The sequence below is a fragment of the Pedobacter psychrotolerans genome (assembly GCF_004340665.1).
GTDB classification, from domain to species: Bacteria; Bacteroidota; Bacteroidia; order Sphingobacteriales; family Sphingobacteriaceae; genus Pedobacter; species Pedobacter psychrotolerans.
Window position 1 is genome coordinate 416,537 of sequence record NZ_SLWO01000004.1, and the last position, 20,081, is coordinate 436,617.

A 20,081-nucleotide genomic window follows, 5' to 3' on the forward strand; every position below is an offset into this window, starting at 1 on the left:
CAAATATAATGAAAAAGACACTTCTCTCCATAGCACTGTTTTGCAGTGCTATGTTTGCCTGTGCGCAAACAGAAACCTTGCTGACCATAAAATCATCAGGAGATCAAACCGTGAGCAGGCATATTTATGGTCACTTCTCTGAACATTTAGGCCGCTGTATTTATGACGGTTTCTGGGTGGATGAAAATTCTACCATCCCAAATAAAGGCCGAATCAGACTGGATGTGGTTGAGGCTTTAAAAAAGATTAAGGTACCCAATTTGCGCTGGCCTGGTGGTTGCTTTGCAGATGAATACCATTGGAGAGATGGCATCGGCCCTAGAGATCAGCGCCCGAAAATGGTCAATACAAACTGGGGCGGCGTAATTGAAGACAATAGTTTTGGTACACATGAATTTCTTGATCTTTGTAAAATGCTGGATTGTGAACCTTACATCGCCGGTAACGTGGGCAGCGGCACCGTTGAAGAAATGGCCAAATGGGTAGAATATTTAAATTTTGATGGGGTAAGCCCTATGACGGCTATTCGCAAGCAAAACGGAATGGATAAACCCTGGAAGGTTTCTTTTTGGGGCGTTGGAAATGAAAGCTGGGGCTGTGGTGGCAACATGACGGCCGATTATTATAGTGACCTTTACAGAAGATATGCCACATATGCGAGAGATTATGCAGGCGCTCCATTAAAGCGGATTGCCAGTGGTGCCAATGCAGAAGATTATAACTGGACAGAAACCTGTATGAAAAATATTGGTCCTGGCAGGATGTGGGGACTTACCTTACACTATTATACCTTACCTACAGGAAACTGGAAATCGAAGGGTTCGGCAACAAAATTTGATGAGGAACAATATTTCAACACCATGAAAAATTGTTTACGCATGGAAGAAATTGTTAGCAAACATGCTGCAATTATGGATAAATATGATCCGAAAAAGAGGGTTGCCCTAGTGGTAGACGAATGGGGAATCTGGACGGATGTGGAGCCAGGTACAAACCCAGGATTTCTTTATCAGCAAAATAGCTTGCGTGATGCCCTCATTGCCGGAACAACGCTGAATATTTTCAATAACCATTCAGACCGGGTTAAAATGGCAAACCTGGCGCAGACAATCAATGTTTTGCAAGCACTTATCTTAACCGAGAAAGATAAAATGTTGCTCACCCCTACTTATCATGTATTTGACTTATATAAACTACATATGGATGCAAAGTATTTACCGATTAATTTCGCCAGTCCAGATTATAAATTAGGCGATAAAAAGATTGCAGCCTTAAATGTTTCAGCTTCACAGGATTCTACAGGTGCCGTTCATATTTCACTGGTTAACCTCGATCCAAAAAATAAAATTTCTTTAAATACCGATCTGGGTAATCTGAAATGGAAAACTGTAACTGGCCAAATTTTAACTTCAGCTCAATTAACGGATATCAACACATTTGCTGTATCAAATAAGGTGGTAAACGCAAAATTTAGTGGCGCTAAAAAATCAGGAAATATGCTTAAAGTAGAACTTCCTGCGAAATCTATAGTGGTTCTGGAATTAAAATAACTAAACATGAAATACAAAATTATCACCATTGCCCTTTCTATATTTACGGTTTTACAAACGGTTAAAGCCCAAACTAAATATGAAATCAGCAGTCCTGATCAAACACTAAAGGTTAACGTTTTTTTAAAAGACCAGCAGCTGTTGTACACGATAAGTAAAAACGGAGCACAAGTTTTGAACACGTCAACATTAGGTTTAGTTAGAACTGATGAAGATTTTTCTAAAAATCTTCGCCTGCTTTCCGTTTCTAAAAATGAAACTGTAAAGGATATTTACACGCTAAAAAATGCCAAACGATTGGTCAATAATTATTTAGCCAATAAGAGAATCATCCATCTTGAAAGTCAATCTAAAAAGAAAATGGATTTGATCTTTCAGGTATCGAATGATGGTATTGCCTTCCGGTATTATTTTCCAGATCGCGATGCAAATGTTAAAGCCTTATCAGAAGAAAAAACCTCTTTTCATTTCTTTGAAAATTCAAAAGCATGGATGCAGCCCATGTCAGTTGCTAAAACTGGCTGGGAAGGCACCAACCCATCTTATGAGGAAAATTATAAAAAGGAGATTAATGTAGGTACACCTTCGCCAACACAAGCGGGGTGGGTTTATCCGGCTTTATTCCATTATAAAGACACTTGGTTATTGGTTTCGGAAACTGGTTTAGATGGTAATTACTGTGCTACCCGCCTGAAACAAAATTCTCCAGATGGCAACTACCAGATCGGCTTTCCGGATCAAAGGGAGGCATTTACCGGACAGAATGTAAATCCTGAATCTTCATTGCCATGGTATACGCCTTGGCGGATTATCGCTGTGGGCAGCTTGAAAACAGTAACAGAATCTACCTTAGGCACAGATCTGGCCTATCCGGCTAAAAGCAATATTAATCCCGATCAGTTTAAGCTGGGTAAGGCTTCCTGGAGCTGGATTATTTTAAAAGATAATTCCATTGTTTACGATGTTCAAAGAAGGTATATAGATTTTGCTGCCGATATGAAATGGGAATATTGCTTAATTGATGCCGATTGGGATAGAAAAATTGGCTATGAAAAAATGCAGGAACTGGCCGATTATGCAAAAACAAAAAATGTTGGACTGCTCCTTTGGTATAATTCTGCCGGCGACTGGAACACCGTAAAATATACACCCAAAAATAAGCTGACCATTAAAGAAAGCCGTGAGAAAGAATTCGCTATGCTCCAAAAAATGGGAATTAAAGGCATTAAGGTAGATTTCTTCGGTGGCGATGGGCAATCGATGATTAAATATTACTTAGAAATTTTTGAAGATGCAGCGAAATTTGGTTTGAGTGTAAATTGCCATGGCGCTACTTTGCCAAGAGGCTGGCAACGCACCTATCCAAACCTGGTTACCATGGAATCAATTAAGGGAATGGAATTTATCACTTTCGAACAGGACAATGCAAATGAAGAGCCTGCTCATGCTACCACCATTCCATTTACCAGAAATGTGTTCGATCCGATGGATTTTACGCCAATGTCGCTAAATAAACTGCCAAACATTAACCTTAAAACCACCAGTACCTTTGAACTGGCTTTACCAATCATTTTCCATTCTGGCATACAACACCTGGCAGAAACACCTGAAGGAATGGCGAAAGTTCCTGCCTATGTAAAAACCTTTTTACAAGAGTTTCCAGCAAGCTGGACAGATACCAAACTAATTGATGGTTATCCTGGAAAGTTTGTGGTAATGGCTAGAAAGGCTGGAAATAAATGGTATATCGCTGGAATTAACGGTGAAAATAATGCGAAAGAAATATCCTTCGACAGCACTAAATTTGGTAAAAAAGGAAAGTTGATTCTCGATGGTAACGAAGATCGTTCATTTGTTCAAAGTGATCTAACATCAAGCACCAACACTAAAATAATGATGAAACCTTATGGTGGATTCGTGATGGTTATAGAATAATAAATTAGCTGATGAGAAAACTGTTCTATATAACTTTATTATTGCTTTGTGCACATTTTGATGGGCAGGCTCAATTGAATAAGGATGTTTATTTATTTGCTTATTTTAAAAATAACGGGCAAGATGGTTTGCATCTGGCCTACAGCCATGATGCCTATCAATGGAAGGCTTTAAAAAATGATTCATCCTTTTTAAAGCCTTCCGTAAGTAAGGATAAGTTAATGAGAGATCCTTGTATCATTCGTGGCGCAGATGGATTATTTCATATGGTATGGACAGTGAGCTGGAAAGATAAGGGCATCGGCTACGCCAGTTCAAAGGACTTAATTAACTGGAGTGAACAACAATTTATTCCGGTTATGGCTAAAGAAGAAGGTACCCGAAATACCTGGGCACCTGAAATTACTTATGACAGTGGCACCAAAACCTACATGATTTATTGGGCTTCTACGGTTACAGGTAAATTTCCCGAAACGGCATCGAAAATGGAAGATGCTTATAACCATAGAATATATTATACTACTACCAAGGATTTTAAAAATTTCTCTGAAACGAGATTGCTTTACGAGCCTGGATTTAATGTAATTGATGCATCCATCGTAAAGGATCATGGAAAATTCATAATGTTTATAAAAGATGAAACCCGGGAGCCAGTGCAAAAGAATATTAAAATTGCTTACGCAGATCAACTTATTGGCCCTTATTCAACAGCCATTGAGCCGATAACAGGGAATTATTGGGCCGAGGGACCAACTACTGTTAAGGTGGGAAAAGATTGGCTGGTGTACTTTGATAAATACCGCGACCATCAATATGGCGCAATCCTGTCATCAGATTTAAAAAACTGGAAAGATGTTTCGGATCGGATTTCTTTACCAAAAGGATTAAGACATGGAACAATTTTAATCATAAAACAGAAAGAACTTAACCTGTTGCTAAAGCAGTAAACCAACTTGCGAAGTTTCAAAGGCCTGAAGCGTAGCAGAACTTCGCCAGTTTTACGAACTCATTATAATTTACATTTAGATTGACGAAGCTTTCCCATCTCACCTATCTACCTAAACTTTGTAAACCAAGTGCTAACTTGCGAAGTTTCAAAGGCCTGAAGCGTGGCAGAACTTCGCCAGTTTTACGAACTCATTATAATTTAAATCTACATTTAGACTTACGAAGTTTTGCCTTCCACATACCCACCAAAACTTCGTAAGTCGGTGATAAATTTAATTCCCATCAGGCTTAACCAAACTGCTTTTAGGACTTTCAGACCAAACCCAACTCATTGGATCATCTGGCTGAGTTGGATCAAAATTTGGTTGATCATTTATTAAATATTTGCTTAAGCCTAATTTTTGCTGCTTAATTCCAAGAACCACACATTTAGCAATTTCATAAGCGCCATATGGGTTAAAATGGGTATTATCAGCTAAAGGCTTATCTTGCCCAGGATAACGGTTTGCAGGATAATGTACGAAAGCTTTTTTTGATCTCTCTTCAGCTAATGCATTAAACAATTGGGTAGTCATCTTATTCAAATCGATTAAAGCGACGTTTTCAGATTTAGCCACCTTCCTGGCAGCATCAGGAAAATCGCCTAAAGTATTTTGAATTTTACCTGTCGAATCAAATGACCTTCTGCTGGTTGAAGTGACAATTACCGGAATCCCACCTTTTTTTCTGGTTTCGGCAATAAACATTTTAAGCCTTTCGGTATAAGATTGATAGGCACCATTATTCGCTCCTTTCTCTTTTTGGTCGTTGTGTCCGAATTCGATAAATAAATAATCTCCGGGTTTCATTACACTCAAGACTTTGCTTAAACGCTTGCTCCCGATAAAAGAACCCAAGGTTAATCCAGATTCTGCATGATTGGCAATGGCTACGCCGGGTTTAAAAAACCGGGGAATCATTTGTCCCCACGAGGCCCAGGGTTCATCATCCTGATTGACCACCGTAGAGTTTCCAGCCAAAAACACAGTGATCTGATTATCCACTTTTTCAATTTCTATAGTCTTCAGCACAGTATGACCGTCAAATTCCAAAGTTAGCTTATCATCCCAATCCAGTTTGGTGAGTTCGCGGGGTTTTAGAGCTACTAACTGGCCGCCTGCAATATTTCGATTTTTAATATTTACAATAAAAGTTTTTTTTAGAAACTGGCCGGCTTTCGTTTGTACATTTTCTAACATCAACCTGCGAGATTCCGCCTTAACAGTGGTTGATGTTGCTATTTTTGCATCTCCCATGGTTAGCGTTACCTGGTAATTCCCTTCGGGTACAGCCACTGAAAAGTAAAAAGGTTGATCACCCATTACGCCATCAGTCAAATGGGTATTTTTACCTTTCTGTTTTATACCTTGAACTTTAGAGTTAAAATCGAAACCATATTTTCCATTGCTTTCAAATCTGGTTTCAGGTAAAACATTTAGGCTAACTTTAGAAATTTTTCCAGAACCAAAATCAAATTTATAATGCGTTTGCTGTGCAAATGATGAAAATACCGTAAGCAGGAAAATTTTGAGGAGCATTACAGGCTTATAATTCATGAGGGTTCTTGAATTGAAGGTTAAAATTTTTGCTGTTCACCAAAATTCCTTGCTGATTTACGAAGCCCGAAATGTTTTATAAACATTAATATTTGGTTGCACTAAACTAAAAATTTAGCGTTCAAATGTGCAAAAACTATTGTACCGAACTATCCTGTAGTAACCTGTTCTATTGAAAAATAACCTAATTTTTAAATCAGCTGGGATAAAAATCAGCTTTATAGCATATTGATGATGCTGTGGTAATACACACTTGATTTTGGCGATTGGTCTTGTTCAAACGCCATTAGGGCAAATTTAACTTTATGTACTTTCTTCGGACTAAGGTTTAGTTTAGCATAAGGTATAAAAATAAATAGTCCTTCATTTCCAATTGAATTCTGGGATGATGAATATCCAGCCGAAGCAATTTTCCCACTTTCGCAACAATAAAAGTTGTTAAATCTATTTAATTCCTTTCCATTTTCAAGATAAAAACAGGTATTAAATAACAAATCTGCATGATCATTTCTTCTACCTTGAATTTTCGGATAAATTTTCATTCCCTTTTCTGCTTGATAAACCGCGTCATATACCACTTTTGCAGTAAGCGCTTTTGGTTTTTGCTGTGCATTTAGCTTTACAAAAGCGGATAGGAGCAAAAATAAAATGGACAATTGTTTCATAATCAGATAATTTGACGCAAAATTAATGCTGATCGGCAGCAATTCATCAATATCATCTGATTATGATCAAAAATTGTAAAGCCAAGTTTACACTATTATACAGATTTACACAGAATTGTGTTGCCTGATTCTATGAATTCGAGATTATGCATGTTTTAGAATTATATAAACGGCTATAAAAAAAGAAAAAGGCCTTTCAATCCTGAAAAGGCCTTTTTTTAGTTGTCTATCCCTATAAGTAGGAACTCAAAACTAAATAATCACTTTAACATTCTAGGGGGTTGAATAAACTGAACAGAAAAAAATTCAGTTCATTTTAATCTGCATAAATGAATAGAATATAATATACACATCAAGAGCTTATTATTCAACACCTTTCATGGTCGTTTTTATCATGTATAAAGACTTAGATGCTGTGATAAAAAGGATATTTCGATCTTTTCCACCAAAGCAGATATTGCCACACCATTCTTCCGGCACATCAATATGTCCGATTTTTTCACCATCTGACTGATAAATATCCACACCCTTTCCAGTAATATAAATGTTTCCAGCCCTATCTAATGTCATCCCATCTGATCCTTGTTTAAAAAGAAGTTTCCGATTGCTTAATGAACCATCAGGATTGATCTCATATCGATAGGTAACATCAGCATTTCTATCGGCAACATATATATATTTTCCATCAGGCGTACCCACAATACCATTTGGCCGTACCATTCCTTCTGCTACTATTTTTGCTGACTTTTTCCCTTTTGCCAGATAATATACCTTTTCACCATCAAGCTCTGGCGATTTTCTTGTCCAGTAATCACGCTGGTAATAAGGATCAGTAAAATAAATCCCACCTTTGGCGTCTATCCAAAGATCATTCGGACCATTTACCTTTTTCCCTTCAAAATCGGAAAATAAAACAGTTACCTTTTTATTCTGATCAATTGCCCAGATCTCATTGTGTTCATCAGCGCAAACGATCAAATTGCCTTTTTTATCAAAATAAGTGCCATTGGCCCTACCCGATTTTCCCATAAACAAGCTCAGTTTTCCATTGATGTCATATTTCCAGATTTTATCATTCGGCTGATCGGTAAAGTAAACATTGCCCAGCCTGTCAACAGATGCGCCTTCGGTAAACTTAAATTGCGAAGAAATTAGTTTTAAACTATCCTGAATAAATATAGGACGGGTTGCCTGTGCAAAAACTATGGAATAAATTCCGGTCATACACCACAGCATCAAGAAGTATTTTTTCATCATATGATATTTGGCTCGCAATGTGGAGATTTAATTTTCGGCATACAAGTGAAAAGATCATTATTGATGCTGGTTTCTCCGCCTAATTTATGCCTTCAAATTTAAAAAAGTCATCACATTTGCTGCTGTCTGATTACCATTTAAATCTGCTTTCCAATTTCATTTACAGGAAAATAGGGTCAGACTTAAACCCAAAAATCATTTTAACAGCTTTTATCATTGAAGAACAATGCCTTATCATTTCTCTTTGAAAAATGACCATCCACAAGAGTTTTAGCGCAATATTTTATAATTTTACCGCTTATGGAAAACAAAACCATCGCCCGTACGCTACGCTTTTTATCGCAGTTAATGGAATTGCATGAGGAGAATCCTTTTAAAATAAAATCAATCGCCAATGCTTATTTTAAAGTAGATAAATTACCTTTTGCACTGAAGGATAAGCCCATAAATGAAATTGATCAGATTGAAGGGATAGGCAAAGGTTTAGCCGCAAAAATAGTAGAGTTACTGCAAACCGGCGAGTTGAAAGAACTCAATGATATCATTGGGCAAACGCCGGAAGGTGTGATTGAAATGCTTGGTATTAAAGGTATTGGCCCTAAAAAAATCCTGATCATCTGGAGAACACTGGGTATTGAGAGCATTGGTGAGCTGTATTACGCCTGTAATGAAAACCGCTTGATTGAGGCTAAAGGTTTTGGTTTAAAAACCCAGGAAGAGATCAAAAATGCCATTGAATTTAAACTGGCAGCGAATGGCAGATTTCTTTTTGCACAAGTGGAAGGCTATGCCAACACATTGTTTACACAGATTTCAGAGTGGTTGATCACCATAGATAACCATTCGTTACTGGGATTTGCAGGGCAATACCGCCGGGCCTGTGAAATTATTGACGAGCTTGAAATTGTTATCGGAGCGGAAAATATAGAACATGTTCAGGATCAATTAACATTTTTTAAGCCCTTATCACTCATTGCTGGTGAAGAAGCTTTTATGACCACTACTGAGGCCGGTTTAAGAGTTAAAATCTTTGTAGTTAATAAATCAGATTTTTATCTGGAATGGTTTAAGCTTACCGGAAATCCTGAGCATGCAGAAAAAGTACTTAAACTTGCTGGTGATGGTCCTTTTGCTAATGAAAATGAAATTTACACCAAAGCTGGACTATCTTTTATCGAACCTGAACTTCGTGAAGATTTTGATGAAATTGAATTGGCTAAAGCCGATAAGCTACCAGTTTTAATAACCGACAAGGATTTAAAAGGCAGCCTGCACAATCACTCTACCTGGAGTGACGGCGTACATACTTTAGAGCAGATGGCGGTTTATTGTAAGGATGTTTTAAATCTCGAATACCTGGGAATCTGCGATCACTCCAAAACTGCGGTTTATGCCAAGGGGTTAAATGAGCAACGGGTATTTGGCCAACATCAGGAAATCGACGAATTGAATCAAAAACTGGCTCCTTTTAAAATCTTCAAGGGGATTGAGAGTGATATTTTAAGTGATGGCTCTCTTGATTATTCAGATGATGTTTTAAAAACATTTGATTTCGTAGTGGCATCGGTGCACAGTAATTTAAGAATGGATGAAGCGAAAGCAACAGCCCGTTTATTGAAAGCGATTGAAAATCCATACACCACTATTTTAGGGCATCCAACAGGCCGCCTGTTGTTGAGTCGTGCGGGTTATCCCATTGATTATAAAAAAATTATTGATGCCTGTGCTGCAAACCAGGTGGTGATCGAAATTAATGCAAATCCACTAAGATTAGATTTAGATTGGCGCTGGCATCGTTACGCGCTTGAAAAAGGTGTGCTGCTTTCTATAAACCCAGATGCCCACAGAACTGATGGTTTTCATGATACACGTTATGGCGTTCTGGTTGCCCGGAAAGGTGGCTTAAGTGCAGATAAATGCTTGAATGCTTTTTCTTTAGAAGAAATTTCGAAGTATTTTGATAGTAGAAAAAGATAGCCGCAGATGCGCATATTAAAATTTTTTAATAAAACGGCTTAGTTATAAAAATCTGCGAATCTGCGGCTGAAAAATATTTGTGCTAGGTTTAGGGTTTAGGGAAAAGTTAATTCCCATTATGAGGTTTAATCTTCTGAAAGAATCTATCCAATCAAATAAAAAATCTGTGTAATCTTATCATCTGTGTAATCATCCTAAATTTAATATCTTTGCCCTCATGATCAGTGAAATTGCCAACCGCATATTTAATCAGGTTATTACCGATTACCATCAATTCGACGATATTGACTACCCTGTTGAAAATCCGTACGATGCAGAAAGCCTGGAGCATCTTTTATATGTAAAAAACTGGATCGATACCGCACAATGGCATATGGAAGATGTGGTTCGTAATCCAAACATTGATCCGGTTGAAGGTTTAAGCTGGAAAAGACGGATAGATGCACAAAACCAGGTACGTACAGATATGGTTGAATTTATTGATGGCTATTTCCTGAATCTTTACCGCGGAATTACTGCTCTGCCAGAAGCTAAAATCAATACAGAAAGTCCGGCATGGGCTATTGACAGACTTTCGATCCTGGCGCTGAAAATTTACCACATGCAGGAGGAAGCAGAACGTGTAACAGCTACAGCCGAACACCGTTTACAATGCCAAACTAAACTTAATATTCTATTATCGCAGCGCGAAGATTTATCAACCAGTATTGATGAATTACTGGCAGATATTGAAGCAGGCAAGAAATACATGAAAGTGTATAAACAGATGAAAATGTATAACGATCCGAGTTTAAATCCGGTGTTGTATAATAAAGCTTAGTTCTAAATTCTTCATTGAACAAAGAAGAAATCTTTTCGCAATGAGGAGCAATTGACATCAACATGGCATCAACAGAAAAAATTATCGTTTTACGTTTTTCAGCCATGGGCGATGTAGCGATGGTAGCTTCTGTATTGAAAGAATTTTCACAGCAAAATCCAACTGTGGAAATCATCATGGTTAGTCGGGAAGCTTTTCAGGCATTTTTTGGAGGAATCGAAAACCTCACCTTCCATGCCATTCAGCCTAAAACAACCCATAAAGGTATTTTAGGATTGTTCAAACTTTATCAAGAACTTCAAAAATATAAACCTACCGCTATAGCTGATTTGCATGATAATCTCCGCAGCAGGGCAGTTTCAACTTTCTTCCGTTTTACAGGAATAAAAATTAAAAGAATTGATAAAGGAAGAGCTGAAAAGAAAGCATTAACGCGTTCAGTCAATAAAATCTTTAAACCCCTTCGTCAAACCGTTGAACGCTATGCAGATGTTTTTCGAGCATTGGGTTTTAAGCTTGAGTTAAGCCAAAGGCTAAATCACAAGCCGCAAATAATACCAGAAAAAGCTAAACATTTATTTGCCGATAAGCTTAAAAAAAAAATAGGGATCTCCCCTTTCGCACAACATATTTATAAAGTTTATCCCATAGAAAAGATGGGGGAAGTAATCGCGAATTTATCGGAATCTGGTTGTGAAATTTTCATCTTTGGAGGAGGTCGGCAAGAGCAGGAAACTGCTGAAAAGTGGGCTTCAAATTTCCCTAACATTCATAATTTAATTGGTGATTTCAATCTTTCTGAAGAACTCGCTATTATTTCTAATCTCGATTTGATGGTAAGCATGGATTCTTCCGGCATGCATATGGCATCATTGGTAGGCGTACCTGTAGTTTCCATTTGGGGACCAACACATCCTTATGCTGGTTTCTTAGGCTATGGGCAATCCGAAAGCAATTGTGTTCAGATCGAACATCCCTCAAGGCCAAATTCTATTTATGGAAACAAACCTTGCCTATGTGGTGTTGAAAGTTGCATGGACATTATTGAGCCACAAACCATTGTAAATAAAATTAACGAAAACTTAAATGGCTAAGCAATTATTGTTGGTTCGACATGGAAAATCTGACTGGGGAAATGCAGGTTTAACAGATTTTGATCGTCCGCTGAATAAACGGGGCAAAGAGAACGCACCGGAAATGGCAGAGCGATTGATCAACCGTGGTTTCAAATTTGATTTGATAGTAAGTAGTCCTGCAAAACGGGCAAAATCTACTGCAAAATATTTTGCAGAAGCGTATCAGGTTGATGAGATACAATTTGAAGAATTAATTTATGAAGCAAATTCTAAAACGCTTCTAAAAGTAATTAATGGTTTGGATGATGCTGCAGATACTATTGTGATGTTCGGCCATAACCCTGGATTTACAGATTTAGCGAACGAATTAAGCGATGCTGATATTTATAATATTCCAACTGCCGGAATGGTGTTGATGAATTTCCCTTTTGATTCATGGCAAATGGTCAGTAAAGGCACCGGAGAATTGGTATTTTTTGATTATCCGAAAAATAGTGATGAAATGTAATTTTTGGTTGGTGATTACACCTCAGTTGTTCGGAAGATTAATGGTAGTTTACATTATAGAGCTATGAGGGGAACTCCCCTCCTAATTTAGGAGGGGCAGGGGGTGGTTAACCATCTGTAACAGTTTTCAAGTGACAATTCATAATCTTCAGAACACTTATGATAATTACACCAACTTTAAATTAAGTAAAAAGCAATTTTACTTGTCGTCATTTCGACCGCAGTAGAGAAATCTTTGTAACTAACTGATAGGAGTACTTATCTTAAAGATCTCCCCATTCCGCTGCACTCCAGTCGAGAAGACGATGCACAGTTTCAAAAGCACTAATGAACGTACATTCCCAAAAAATAAAAATAATAACATTTGTTATAAAAAGATTATCTTTGAACTATAAATAACGAAAGTCCGGCAATAGACATTTCGGTGAATTCATAACCTTATCTCCTTTGGTTATTTCATAATTCGTATCGCCGGAAGATTTATCCATTAAATTATCTATACATGAATTTTGATTATAATACGACGCGCAGTCACCTGATTTTATCAGAATATGGCCGCAACGTTCAGAATATGGTGAAGTATATTTGCGAATTACCTACCATTGAAGAACGCAATAAATATGCCCAGGCAGTAATCGACCTGATGGGATTTTTACAACCTCATTTACGTGATGTTGCCGATTTTAAACACAAGCTTTGGGATCACCTCCACATCATTTCTGGTTATCAGATCGATGTGGAAAGTCCATATCCGAAACCACTTCCAGAAAACGCCTTTAAAAAACCAGAGCCTCTTCCCTATCCGCAGCAGCGAATTACCTACAAACACTATGGTAAAACGGTGGAAAACTTAATTGAGAAAGCTATGCGTGAAGAGAACCCGGAAAATAAAAAAGCCATGGTTCAAGGTATCGCAAACTTTATGAAAATGGCTTATGTTACCTGGAACAAGGATAATGTAAGTGACGATACCATCATTAAAGATTTAAAATATCTTTCCGGAGGCTTGTTATCTCTCGATGAAGGCGTAAATTTGGCTAAAGTAGAATTTAGAGCACAGAATCCGCGTCAGAATAACAATAATAACAACAACCGCGGAAGAACAAATAACAACAACAACGGAAAAAACCGCCAGAACAATACCAATAACAATAATAACCGCGGAAGGACTAATAACAACAATAAACCAAAATATTAATAACCACACTTCATTCTGAACTTGATTCAGAATCTTTGAAAATAGATGCTGAAATAAATCCGATAGCTATCGGATCATGATGACGAACGGGTTAGTAAAAGAAAAATATATGAACGCATTTGAAATAACAGGCGGAATTAAATTAAAAGGTGAAATCACCCCACAAGGCGCTAAAAATGAGGCTTTGCAGATTTTATCAGCAGTATTGCTTACCGAGCAAAAGGTAACCATCAGCAATATTCCGGATATTAAAGATGTAAATAAATTAATCGAACTACTGGGCGATTTAGGTGTTTTGGTTGAACGGATCAATAAAGACACTTACACTTTTGAAGCTAAAAACATCAATCTAAACTTCTTCGAATCCGAAACTTTTAAAGCTAAAGGTGGCGGTTTACGGGGTTCAATTATGATTGTTGGTCCGCTTTTGGCCCGTTTTGGTAAAGCTGCTATTCCTAAACCAGGTGGCGACAAAATCGGCCGCAGAAGGTTGGATACACACTTTATCGGTTTCGAAAAATTGGGTGCTAAATTCGTTTATGATAGCAAAAAGGCTTTCTTTAATGTAGATGCCACCAACCTGCAAGGTGCTTATATTTTATTGGATGAAGCTTCAGTAACCGGAACAGCCAACATTGTGATGGCTGCAGTTTTAGCTAAAGGAACAACCACCATTTATAACGCAGCCTGCGAACCTTATTTACAACAGCTTTGCAAAATGCTGAATCGTATGGGTGCAAAGATTACTGGTATAGGTTCAAATTTATTAACTATCGAAGGCGTTAAAGTTTTAGGTGGAACAGAACACAGAATGTTGCCTGATATGATTGAAATTGGCTCTTTCATTGGAATGGCTGCAATGACGGAATCTGAAATTACCATCAAAAATGTGTGTTACGATGAGCTTGGCGTAATTCCGGAAGTATTCAAGAAACTGGGGATTAAACTTGAGCGCAGAGGTGATGATATTTACGTTCCTTCACAAAAACATTATGAAATTGATACATTTATAGATGGTTCTATTTTAACCATTGCAGATTCTCCATGGCCAGGATTTACACCAGATTTATTGAGTATCGTTCTAGTTGTGGCTACACAAGCGAAAGGAAATGTTTTAATCCACCAGAAAATGTTCGAAAGCCGTTTGTTTTTTGTGGATAAATTGATAGATATGGGTGCGCAGATTATTCTTTGTGATCCACACCGTGCAACCGTTAATGGTATTGATAAAAAATATAAACTTCGTGGAATCAGCATGACTTCTCCTGATATCAGAGCTGGAGTTTCCCTGTTGATTGCAGCATTATCTGCTGAAGGTAAATCCACCATTTACAACATCGAACAGATTGAACGTGGTTACCAGGATATTGATACGCGTTTACGTGTCTTAGGTGCGCAGATTAAACGAGTGAATGCTGATGCGCCAAGCCACTAGAAAGGTGGAAGGTTAGAAGGCAGAAGGTTGGAAGGTTAAGACTAAAACCGAAAGACCAAAGCTTAAAGCGAAGATAGTGATAAAATAAAAGAGCCTTAGATAAACAGATATTTGATAAAATCCATTTAGCTAAGGCTCTAATCTGGTTGAAATCGATTATTTTTTTCCAGCAAAAGAGCGTAGCATCCAGGTATTTTTCTCTTTAAACTGCATGAAACGGTTCACCATATCATTTGATCCGTCATCTCCAGCCTCATCTGTAGCATCTAAAATTTCTCTTTCCAGCTCAATTAGTTTAGCCATATCATCTAAAATAGCATCAACCATATCAAGATCCTTCATTCCAATGGTATCTATCTCTTTAATGCTAGATTCTTTGATGTAATCTGCAAAACGACTATGTGGTGGTTTTCCAAGGGTGAGCACACGCTCAGCAATTTCATCAATGGTTAATTGTGCATTGGTATACAACTCTTCAAATTTAACGTGTAGCGTAAAGAAGTTTTGGCCTTTAATATTCCAGTGGCAACCTCTTAATTTTTGATAATGGATATGATAATTAGCCAAGTAATCATTTAGAAGATCAACTACCGGTTTAACCTCTTTTTCGTTTAAGCTTATTTCTTTAGCGTCCATATTAATTGTTTTTTAATGTATTTAATGAGTTCGTAACAATTGAAATCTTTAAAAGTTTTAACCTTAAAAGTGCATTGAATACAATACCTTATTTATATGTGCGTTTATAATTCAACAAGGCAGTAATTAACCCCTTTACAAGTAATTGTGAATGAATTATATACCATTAAAATAAAGCTTAAGTTATTTTAATTTTACAAAACACTGGTTAACTGATGTGAATATGGTTAATTATATTATTCGTATAATTGCTTTCTTTGACTTAGAAATTACATAAAATAAATGCATAAAATATATTTATCTGCTGTTGTTTTATTTGCATTAAATATTGCAAATGCGAAAGCCAACACAGCGAGAGATTCCATCGGCGTGGAAAATAACAATGGCAAAAAACTGATCGTTCATCAAATCGTAGCCAAAGACACTTATTATTCTGTTGGAAGAAGATACAATGTATCACCAAAGGATATAATGGCTTTCAATGAAAATAAATTTTTGCAAGTAGGTGTAATCATTAAAGTTCCAACCAATATTCCTTGGGGATCAAACAACACACCTAATCCTGCCACTACATTTTCTACTGATGGCGGTATTATAGAATATACGGTTAAAGCAAAAGATAACCTGAATGCCATTGCAGAAAAATACGGCACAACGGTAAATGAGATTAAGAGATTAAATAATCTTAAAGGAAACAATTTAAGCATTGGTCAACTGCTTAAAATTCCGGCAAAGAATGGTTCGGCATCAAATACTCAGGAAACTCCAATACAGACTGTAAAGGCTGATCCGACACCTACAGTACAGCCTACTACTACTACTACTACTACTACTACTACCGATCAAACTATGATTGAACATACTGTAGCACCAAAAGAGTTTTTAGGGAAAATTGCAGAAAAATATGGCACAACAGTGGAAGAAGTTAAAAAGGCCAATAACCTTTCTGGCAACAATCTTCGTATCGGTCAGAAATTAAAAATTCCGGCCACCAAAAATGTTGATGAAAATAAAGTAGTCAGTGTGTCTGAACAAACCACACCTGTAACGGATGCAGCAAAACCTGTAGATGCTGTAGGTACTCATACCGTTTTAAGAAACGAAACCATTTTTACTGTTGCTAAACAATATGGCATTACAGCTTATCAACTAAGAAAATTAAATAACCTACCAGATAATGCCATTGCAATTGGTCAGGTATTAAAAGTACCTGGAGGCATTATCACTGATGTACAGGTACCTAAAGATAAGCAGGCAGAACAAATTACAAAGCCAGCTTCATCTAAAGAAGAGAGCTTTATCCATACCGTTGCTGATGGTGAAAATATTTTTACCATTGCCAAAAAATATAATGTAACGGCCTATCAGATCAGAACAGCAAATAAAATGGATGATAATACCATTAAGACTGATCAAAAATTAATTATCCCAAGGCCACCACAGGCAAGATCTGTAAATGATTTATCAAAAGAAGAGCAGGTTAACGAGCCGGACAGTACCATGGTAAAAGATCCAAAACTTCGTCGTGATCCGAGTGTTTATGGCTTAAGCCAGATTGAAGAAAAGGGTACTGCAATATGGATTGCTGATGCAGACTTAGATAGTTCAAAAATGTTGGTATTACACCGCACTGCACCTGTTGGGCGGGTTATTAAACTTACCAACCCGATGACAAACCGCACTACCTTCGCCAAGGTTGTTGGTAAATTTACAGAGAACGAATCAACAAAAGATGTTATCATTGTAATGACTAAAGCTGTTGCAGATTCGTTAGGCGCTTTAGACAAGCGTTTTTTATGCAATTTAACCTATAGTGCTCAATGAGTTTAAACAAAAAACCATTTGTAATTGGTATAGCCGGTGGTAGCGGATCTGGCAAAACTTTTTTTCTAAACTGTTTCCTTCATCATTTTAAACAGGATGAAGTAACACTGGTTTCTCAGGATGATTATTACATTCCTGCCGGAGACATGAGTCAGGAAGAAAATAAACTTTATAATTTTGATCTTCCATCTACAATAGATAGTCAGCAATTTTTGAAAGACATTAAACAATTGTTAGATGGTGAAGTAGTTTATAAAAAGGAATATAGTTTTAATAACCCATTGGCTGTTGTCAAAATCCTGGAGATTAAATCAGCACCTATCATAATTGTCGAAGGACTCTTTATTCTACATTTCAAAGAAATTTCAGACTTATTGGATCATACCATTTTTGTTGATGCAGATGAACAGGTAGCCTTAGACAGGCGTGTAAAACGGGACGGTTTAGAACGCGGTTATCCTGAAGATGATGTAATTTACAAATGGCATAATCATGTGGTACCTGCCTATAAGGAATATCTTCTACCCTACAGAGAAAGTTGCAATAAAGTGGTGATGAACAATACCAATGAACCGGATGAACTGATTGCCATTACGGAAGACATTTCAAATGACCTTCGAAATAATATTTTGGTAAACATATATTAGAACACTGTATCATAATTATGAATTTGTATTAAAATTTGTCATGTTGAGCTTGTCGAAACACTTTTAAGAACAGTTTTTAAAAGTCCTTCGACTGGCACAGGATGACAGCAAAGGTTGAAAGATTACTTTACGCATTCATTCTCGCGATCGGCACCCTATTATTCACTCCATGCTATCCAAATTCTACTCCCTCTCCATTCAAATCGATCCTCCTTCAACCAAATGCGACTCATCAATAATGGTTTGTGCGAATGAACTTCCGGCAATACAGCGCATCATTCTGTTTAAGGCAAGTTTCCCCAACTTAAAACCGCTGGTTTCGGCATAAGTAATCTCTGGATAGAATAATTTCGGTATCATACCATCACTGATGCTGATAATGCCTATATCCTGTGGAAACTTCAAGCCCTTGCGCTGTACAGCTTTCATTACGCCAGCAAGGATTTCATCACTCATGCAGAATATGGCAAGATACCTCCCTTTAAAATCGGCGAGTGCAGTTAAAACGATCTGTTCTGCCTCATCAGCACTGCTTGCATTCACGCTTTGCAGTTGAATCTTCTGATTACCTTCATTAAGCACCTTATGAAAGGTATGATAACGAACCTGGGTGATCGACATATTTGGATCACCAAAAATACCCAATACATTTTGAACACCCTTTTTCAAAATTGCTGAAGCCGCCAGTAATGCCGCATGCTCATCGGCTACGCAAATTTTATTACACAGTTCACAAGCAGGTACTTTATCAAAAAAAATCACCGGGATACCATATTCATCCAGTTTTAAAAAAGGCGCAATATCTTTGGTTTCCGTTGTGACGGAAATAAATACACCAGATACCCGCTTAAGTCTGCAACTTTTTAAAATTTCTAATTCAATCTGCGGATCATTCGAAGAACGGTAGATAAATACAGAATACCCGTGTTTCCTCGCTTCCTCCTCAATTGAACTGATGAAAGAGTGATAAAAGAAATTGGATAAGCTAGGCACCACAATGGCAAACTCCTTATTGTTGTGTGTGCGCAGGTTTACCGCATAAGGATTAGGGTCATATTCAATCAGTGCGGCTAGCTCATTAATTTTTCTTTTGGTTTCAATAGAAATATCCGGATGATCTTTTAAAGCTCTGGAAACTGTTGAAATACTAACATTCAGTTGCGCTGCAATTTTTTTAAGTGTTGGGCTAGGCTTCATTTAAATATTTGGTTAATCAAATATAAGTTTTCTCCAACAAACATTTCCGCAATTATTACCGCAAACGTTTGCGGTAATAATTAATTCATTTTCATAGTTTTAAATGTGAATTTAGCATACCTTCACAGTATTAAAATGCAGTAACCCATTAAAGCGATCCCGGCTTTAAATCTGCAGATAACCAAATATGAATTGTTGAGATGGATAAAATCCATTTTCAGCCTAACCGTACGTGATATGAGACTAAATCTTTTATATATTTTATATTTTCCTGATTTATTTACTGCACAGAGTAATACTCATAAGGCCAATTTACATCCTAAAAAGTCGGTTGCAATGCAACAACAGTCGTTTGAGTTATCGTTAATGACAATCAAAGAGCGGTAAAATGATTAACATTCAACCTGTAAAAACGGAAAACGTTTTAACTGCTATGCAACTTAATTTAAGTTCCATCATTGCCATGCACATGGGCTTTTTTGGCATTCCATACAGCTTCAGTTTCCAGGAAACCCATATGGTACCCATTTATGCTTATTTAGGACTCAATGCAAATCAGTCACCATTATTAAATTTAGTCAGCCCTGTAACAAGCTTACTCATTGAGCCTGTTATAGGCGCAATGAGTGATAAAACCACTTCAAAATTCGGAACCTGGCACCTGCATCGATGATGCCCTTAAAACGGTTAAAAAAATTAAAAATCTTCTATAATTACCTTTCAAACAACTAACTAAAACCAATATAAACATGATTAGCACACTACCACCTTAAAGGCACATTTGATTTTAAATCAATTTTTTACTTACCAACTA

17 protein-coding genes are annotated in these 20,081 nt (G+C 37.1%); 12 read left to right on the forward strand and 5 right to left on the reverse strand.

All coding sequences use genetic code 11. The annotated features are described in order from the left end of the window. Positions 1-8: 8 nt before the first annotated feature. The 3 genes from EV200_RS12075 to EV200_RS12085 are packed head-to-tail and all read left to right on the forward strand — an operon-like array spanning position 9 to position 4,432. The gene (locus tag EV200_RS12075) at positions 9-1,550 is read left to right on the forward strand and encodes an alpha-N-arabinofuranosidase (RefSeq protein ID WP_132532907.1); all 1,542 of its coding nucleotides are present in this window, start codon (positions 9-11) and stop codon (positions 1,548-1,550) included. Between the two features lie 6 nt (positions 1,551-1,556). Then, a complete protein-coding gene (locus EV200_RS12080) occupies positions 1,557-3,485 on the forward strand; it encodes a glycoside hydrolase family 97 protein (protein ID WP_132532909.1) in 1,929 nt (642 codons plus the stop codon). A gap of 11 nt (positions 3,486-3,496) precedes the next feature. Beyond that, a complete protein-coding gene (locus EV200_RS12085; RefSeq protein ID WP_132532911.1) occupies positions 3,497-4,432 on the forward strand; it encodes a glycoside hydrolase family 43 protein in 936 nt (311 codons plus the stop codon). A gap of 273 nt (positions 4,433-4,705) precedes the next feature. Here EV200_RS12085 and EV200_RS12090 read toward each other — a convergent pair whose 3' ends face one another. The 3 genes from EV200_RS12090 to EV200_RS12100 all read right to left on the reverse strand — a co-directional run bounded on the left by EV200_RS12090 (position 4,706) and on the right by EV200_RS12100 (position 7,947). Beyond that, on the reverse strand, positions 4,706-6,028 hold the full coding sequence (locus EV200_RS12090) for a rhamnogalacturonan acetylesterase (protein WP_132532913.1): 1,323 nt from the start codon (positions 6,026-6,028) through the stop codon (positions 4,706-4,708). A 218-nt stretch (positions 6,029-6,246) separates the two neighbouring features. Then, positions 6,247-6,693 carry a hypothetical protein gene (locus tag EV200_RS12095; protein ID WP_132532915.1) on the reverse strand — a complete coding sequence of 149 codons (447 nt, stop codon included), beginning with the start codon at positions 6,691-6,693 and terminating at the stop codon, positions 6,247-6,249. Between the two features lie 363 nt (positions 6,694-7,056). Continuing rightward, positions 7,057-7,947, reverse strand: a complete 891-nt coding sequence (locus tag EV200_RS12100) for an SMP-30/gluconolactonase/LRE family protein (protein WP_132532917.1) — start codon at positions 7,945-7,947, stop codon at positions 7,057-7,059. A 303-nt stretch (positions 7,948-8,250) separates the two neighbouring features. On the opposite strand from EV200_RS12100, the gene EV200_RS12105 reads away from it, so the two are divergent. From EV200_RS12105 to murA, 6 genes are all read left to right on the forward strand, one after another. Next, the gene (locus EV200_RS12105; RefSeq protein ID WP_132532919.1) at positions 8,251-9,927 is read left to right on the forward strand and encodes a DNA polymerase/3'-5' exonuclease PolX; all 1,677 of its coding nucleotides are present in this window, start codon (positions 8,251-8,253) and stop codon (positions 9,925-9,927) included. 217 nt (positions 9,928-10,144) lie between these two features. Next, positions 10,145-10,747 carry a DUF4254 domain-containing protein gene (locus tag EV200_RS12110; RefSeq protein ID WP_132532921.1) on the forward strand — a complete coding sequence of 201 codons (603 nt, stop codon included), beginning with the start codon at positions 10,145-10,147 and terminating at the stop codon, positions 10,745-10,747. Between the two features lie 62 nt (positions 10,748-10,809). Further along, positions 10,810-11,841, forward strand: a complete 1,032-nt coding sequence (locus EV200_RS12115; RefSeq protein ID WP_132532923.1) for a glycosyltransferase family 9 protein — start codon at positions 10,810-10,812, stop codon at positions 11,839-11,841. Next, positions 11,834-12,331, forward strand: coding sequence for a SixA phosphatase family protein (locus EV200_RS12120; RefSeq protein WP_132532925.1), 498 nt, complete (start codon positions 11,834-11,836; stop codon positions 12,329-12,331). Before EV200_RS12115 ends, EV200_RS12120 begins: the two co-directional genes overlap by 8 nt. Before the next feature lie 501 nt (positions 12,332-12,832). Beyond that, positions 12,833-13,528 (forward strand): DUF4290 domain-containing protein, encoded by a 696-nt coding sequence (locus EV200_RS12125; protein ID WP_132532927.1) that lies wholly within the window; start codon positions 12,833-12,835, stop codon positions 13,526-13,528. A 109-nt stretch (positions 13,529-13,637) separates the two neighbouring features. Next, a complete protein-coding gene (gene murA, locus EV200_RS12130; protein ID WP_132532929.1) occupies positions 13,638-14,963 on the forward strand; it encodes a UDP-N-acetylglucosamine 1-carboxyvinyltransferase in 1,326 nt (441 codons plus the stop codon). A 156-nt stretch (positions 14,964-15,119) separates the two neighbouring features. Here murA and EV200_RS12135 read toward each other — a convergent pair whose 3' ends face one another. Continuing rightward, positions 15,120-15,599, reverse strand: coding sequence for a Dps family protein (locus EV200_RS12135; RefSeq protein ID WP_132532931.1), 480 nt, complete (start codon positions 15,597-15,599; stop codon positions 15,120-15,122). Positions 15,600-15,881: 282 nt separating this feature from the next. Here EV200_RS12135 and EV200_RS12140 point away from each other — a divergent pair, with 282 nt between their 5' ends. Continuing rightward, positions 15,882-17,423 carry a muramidase family protein gene (locus EV200_RS12140; protein ID WP_132532933.1) on the forward strand — a complete coding sequence of 514 codons (1,542 nt, stop codon included), beginning with the start codon at positions 15,882-15,884 and terminating at the stop codon, positions 17,421-17,423. Continuing rightward, positions 17,420-18,070, forward strand: a complete 651-nt coding sequence (locus EV200_RS12145; protein ID WP_029284770.1) for a uridine kinase family protein — start codon at positions 17,420-17,422, stop codon at positions 18,068-18,070. Before EV200_RS12140 ends, EV200_RS12145 begins: the two co-directional genes overlap by 4 nt. Positions 18,071-18,268: 198 nt before the next feature. Here EV200_RS12145 and EV200_RS12150 read toward each other — a convergent pair whose 3' ends face one another. Continuing rightward, a complete protein-coding gene (locus tag EV200_RS12150; protein ID WP_132532935.1) occupies positions 18,269-19,267 on the reverse strand; it encodes a LacI family DNA-binding transcriptional regulator in 999 nt (332 codons plus the stop codon). A 388-nt stretch (positions 19,268-19,655) separates the two neighbouring features. Between EV200_RS12150 and EV200_RS12155 the strand changes: the two genes are divergently transcribed. Then, the gene (locus EV200_RS12155; RefSeq protein WP_132532937.1) at positions 19,656-19,940 is read left to right on the forward strand and encodes a hypothetical protein; all 285 of its coding nucleotides are present in this window, start codon (positions 19,656-19,658) and stop codon (positions 19,938-19,940) included. Positions 19,941-20,081 lie beyond the last annotated feature (141 nt).

Coding starts and splice junctions, on each gene's coding strand:
- EV200_RS12075 (WP_132532907.1), top strand. CDS start 9: ATGAAAAAGACACTTCTCTCCATAGCACTGTTTTGCAGTGCTATGTTT.
- EV200_RS12080 (WP_132532909.1), top strand. CDS start 1,557: ATGAAATACAAAATTATCACCATTGCCCTTTCTATATTTACGGTTTTA.
- EV200_RS12085 (WP_132532911.1), top strand. CDS start 3,497: ATGAGAAAACTGTTCTATATAACTTTATTATTGCTTTGTGCACATTTT.
- EV200_RS12090 (WP_132532913.1), bottom strand. CDS start 6,028: ATGAATTATAAGCCTGTAATGCTCCTCAAAATTTTCCTGCTTACGGTA.
- EV200_RS12095 (WP_132532915.1), bottom strand. CDS start 6,693: ATGAAACAATTGTCCATTTTATTTTTGCTCCTATCCGCTTTTGTAAAG.
- EV200_RS12100 (WP_132532917.1), bottom strand. CDS start 7,947: ATGAAAAAATACTTCTTGATGCTGTGGTGTATGACCGGAATTTATTCC.
- EV200_RS12105 (WP_132532919.1), top strand. CDS start 8,251: ATGGAAAACAAAACCATCGCCCGTACGCTACGCTTTTTATCGCAGTTA.
- EV200_RS12110 (WP_132532921.1), top strand. CDS start 10,145: ATGATCAGTGAAATTGCCAACCGCATATTTAATCAGGTTATTACCGAT.
- EV200_RS12115 (WP_132532923.1), top strand. CDS start 10,810: ATGGCATCAACAGAAAAAATTATCGTTTTACGTTTTTCAGCCATGGGC.
- EV200_RS12120 (WP_132532925.1), top strand. CDS start 11,834: ATGGCTAAGCAATTATTGTTGGTTCGACATGGAAAATCTGACTGGGGA.
- EV200_RS12125 (WP_132532927.1), top strand. CDS start 12,833: ATGAATTTTGATTATAATACGACGCGCAGTCACCTGATTTTATCAGAA.
- murA (WP_132532929.1), top strand. CDS start 13,638: ATGAACGCATTTGAAATAACAGGCGGAATTAAATTAAAAGGTGAAATC.
- EV200_RS12135 (WP_132532931.1), bottom strand. CDS start 15,599: ATGGACGCTAAAGAAATAAGCTTAAACGAAAAAGAGGTTAAACCGGTA.
- EV200_RS12140 (WP_132532933.1), top strand. CDS start 15,882: ATGCATAAAATATATTTATCTGCTGTTGTTTTATTTGCATTAAATATT.
- EV200_RS12145 (WP_029284770.1), top strand. CDS start 17,420: ATGAGTTTAAACAAAAAACCATTTGTAATTGGTATAGCCGGTGGTAGC.
- EV200_RS12150 (WP_132532935.1), bottom strand. CDS start 19,267: ATGAAGCCTAGCCCAACACTTAAAAAAATTGCAGCGCAACTGAATGTT.
- EV200_RS12155 (WP_132532937.1), top strand. CDS start 19,656: ATGATTAACATTCAACCTGTAAAAACGGAAAACGTTTTAACTGCTATG.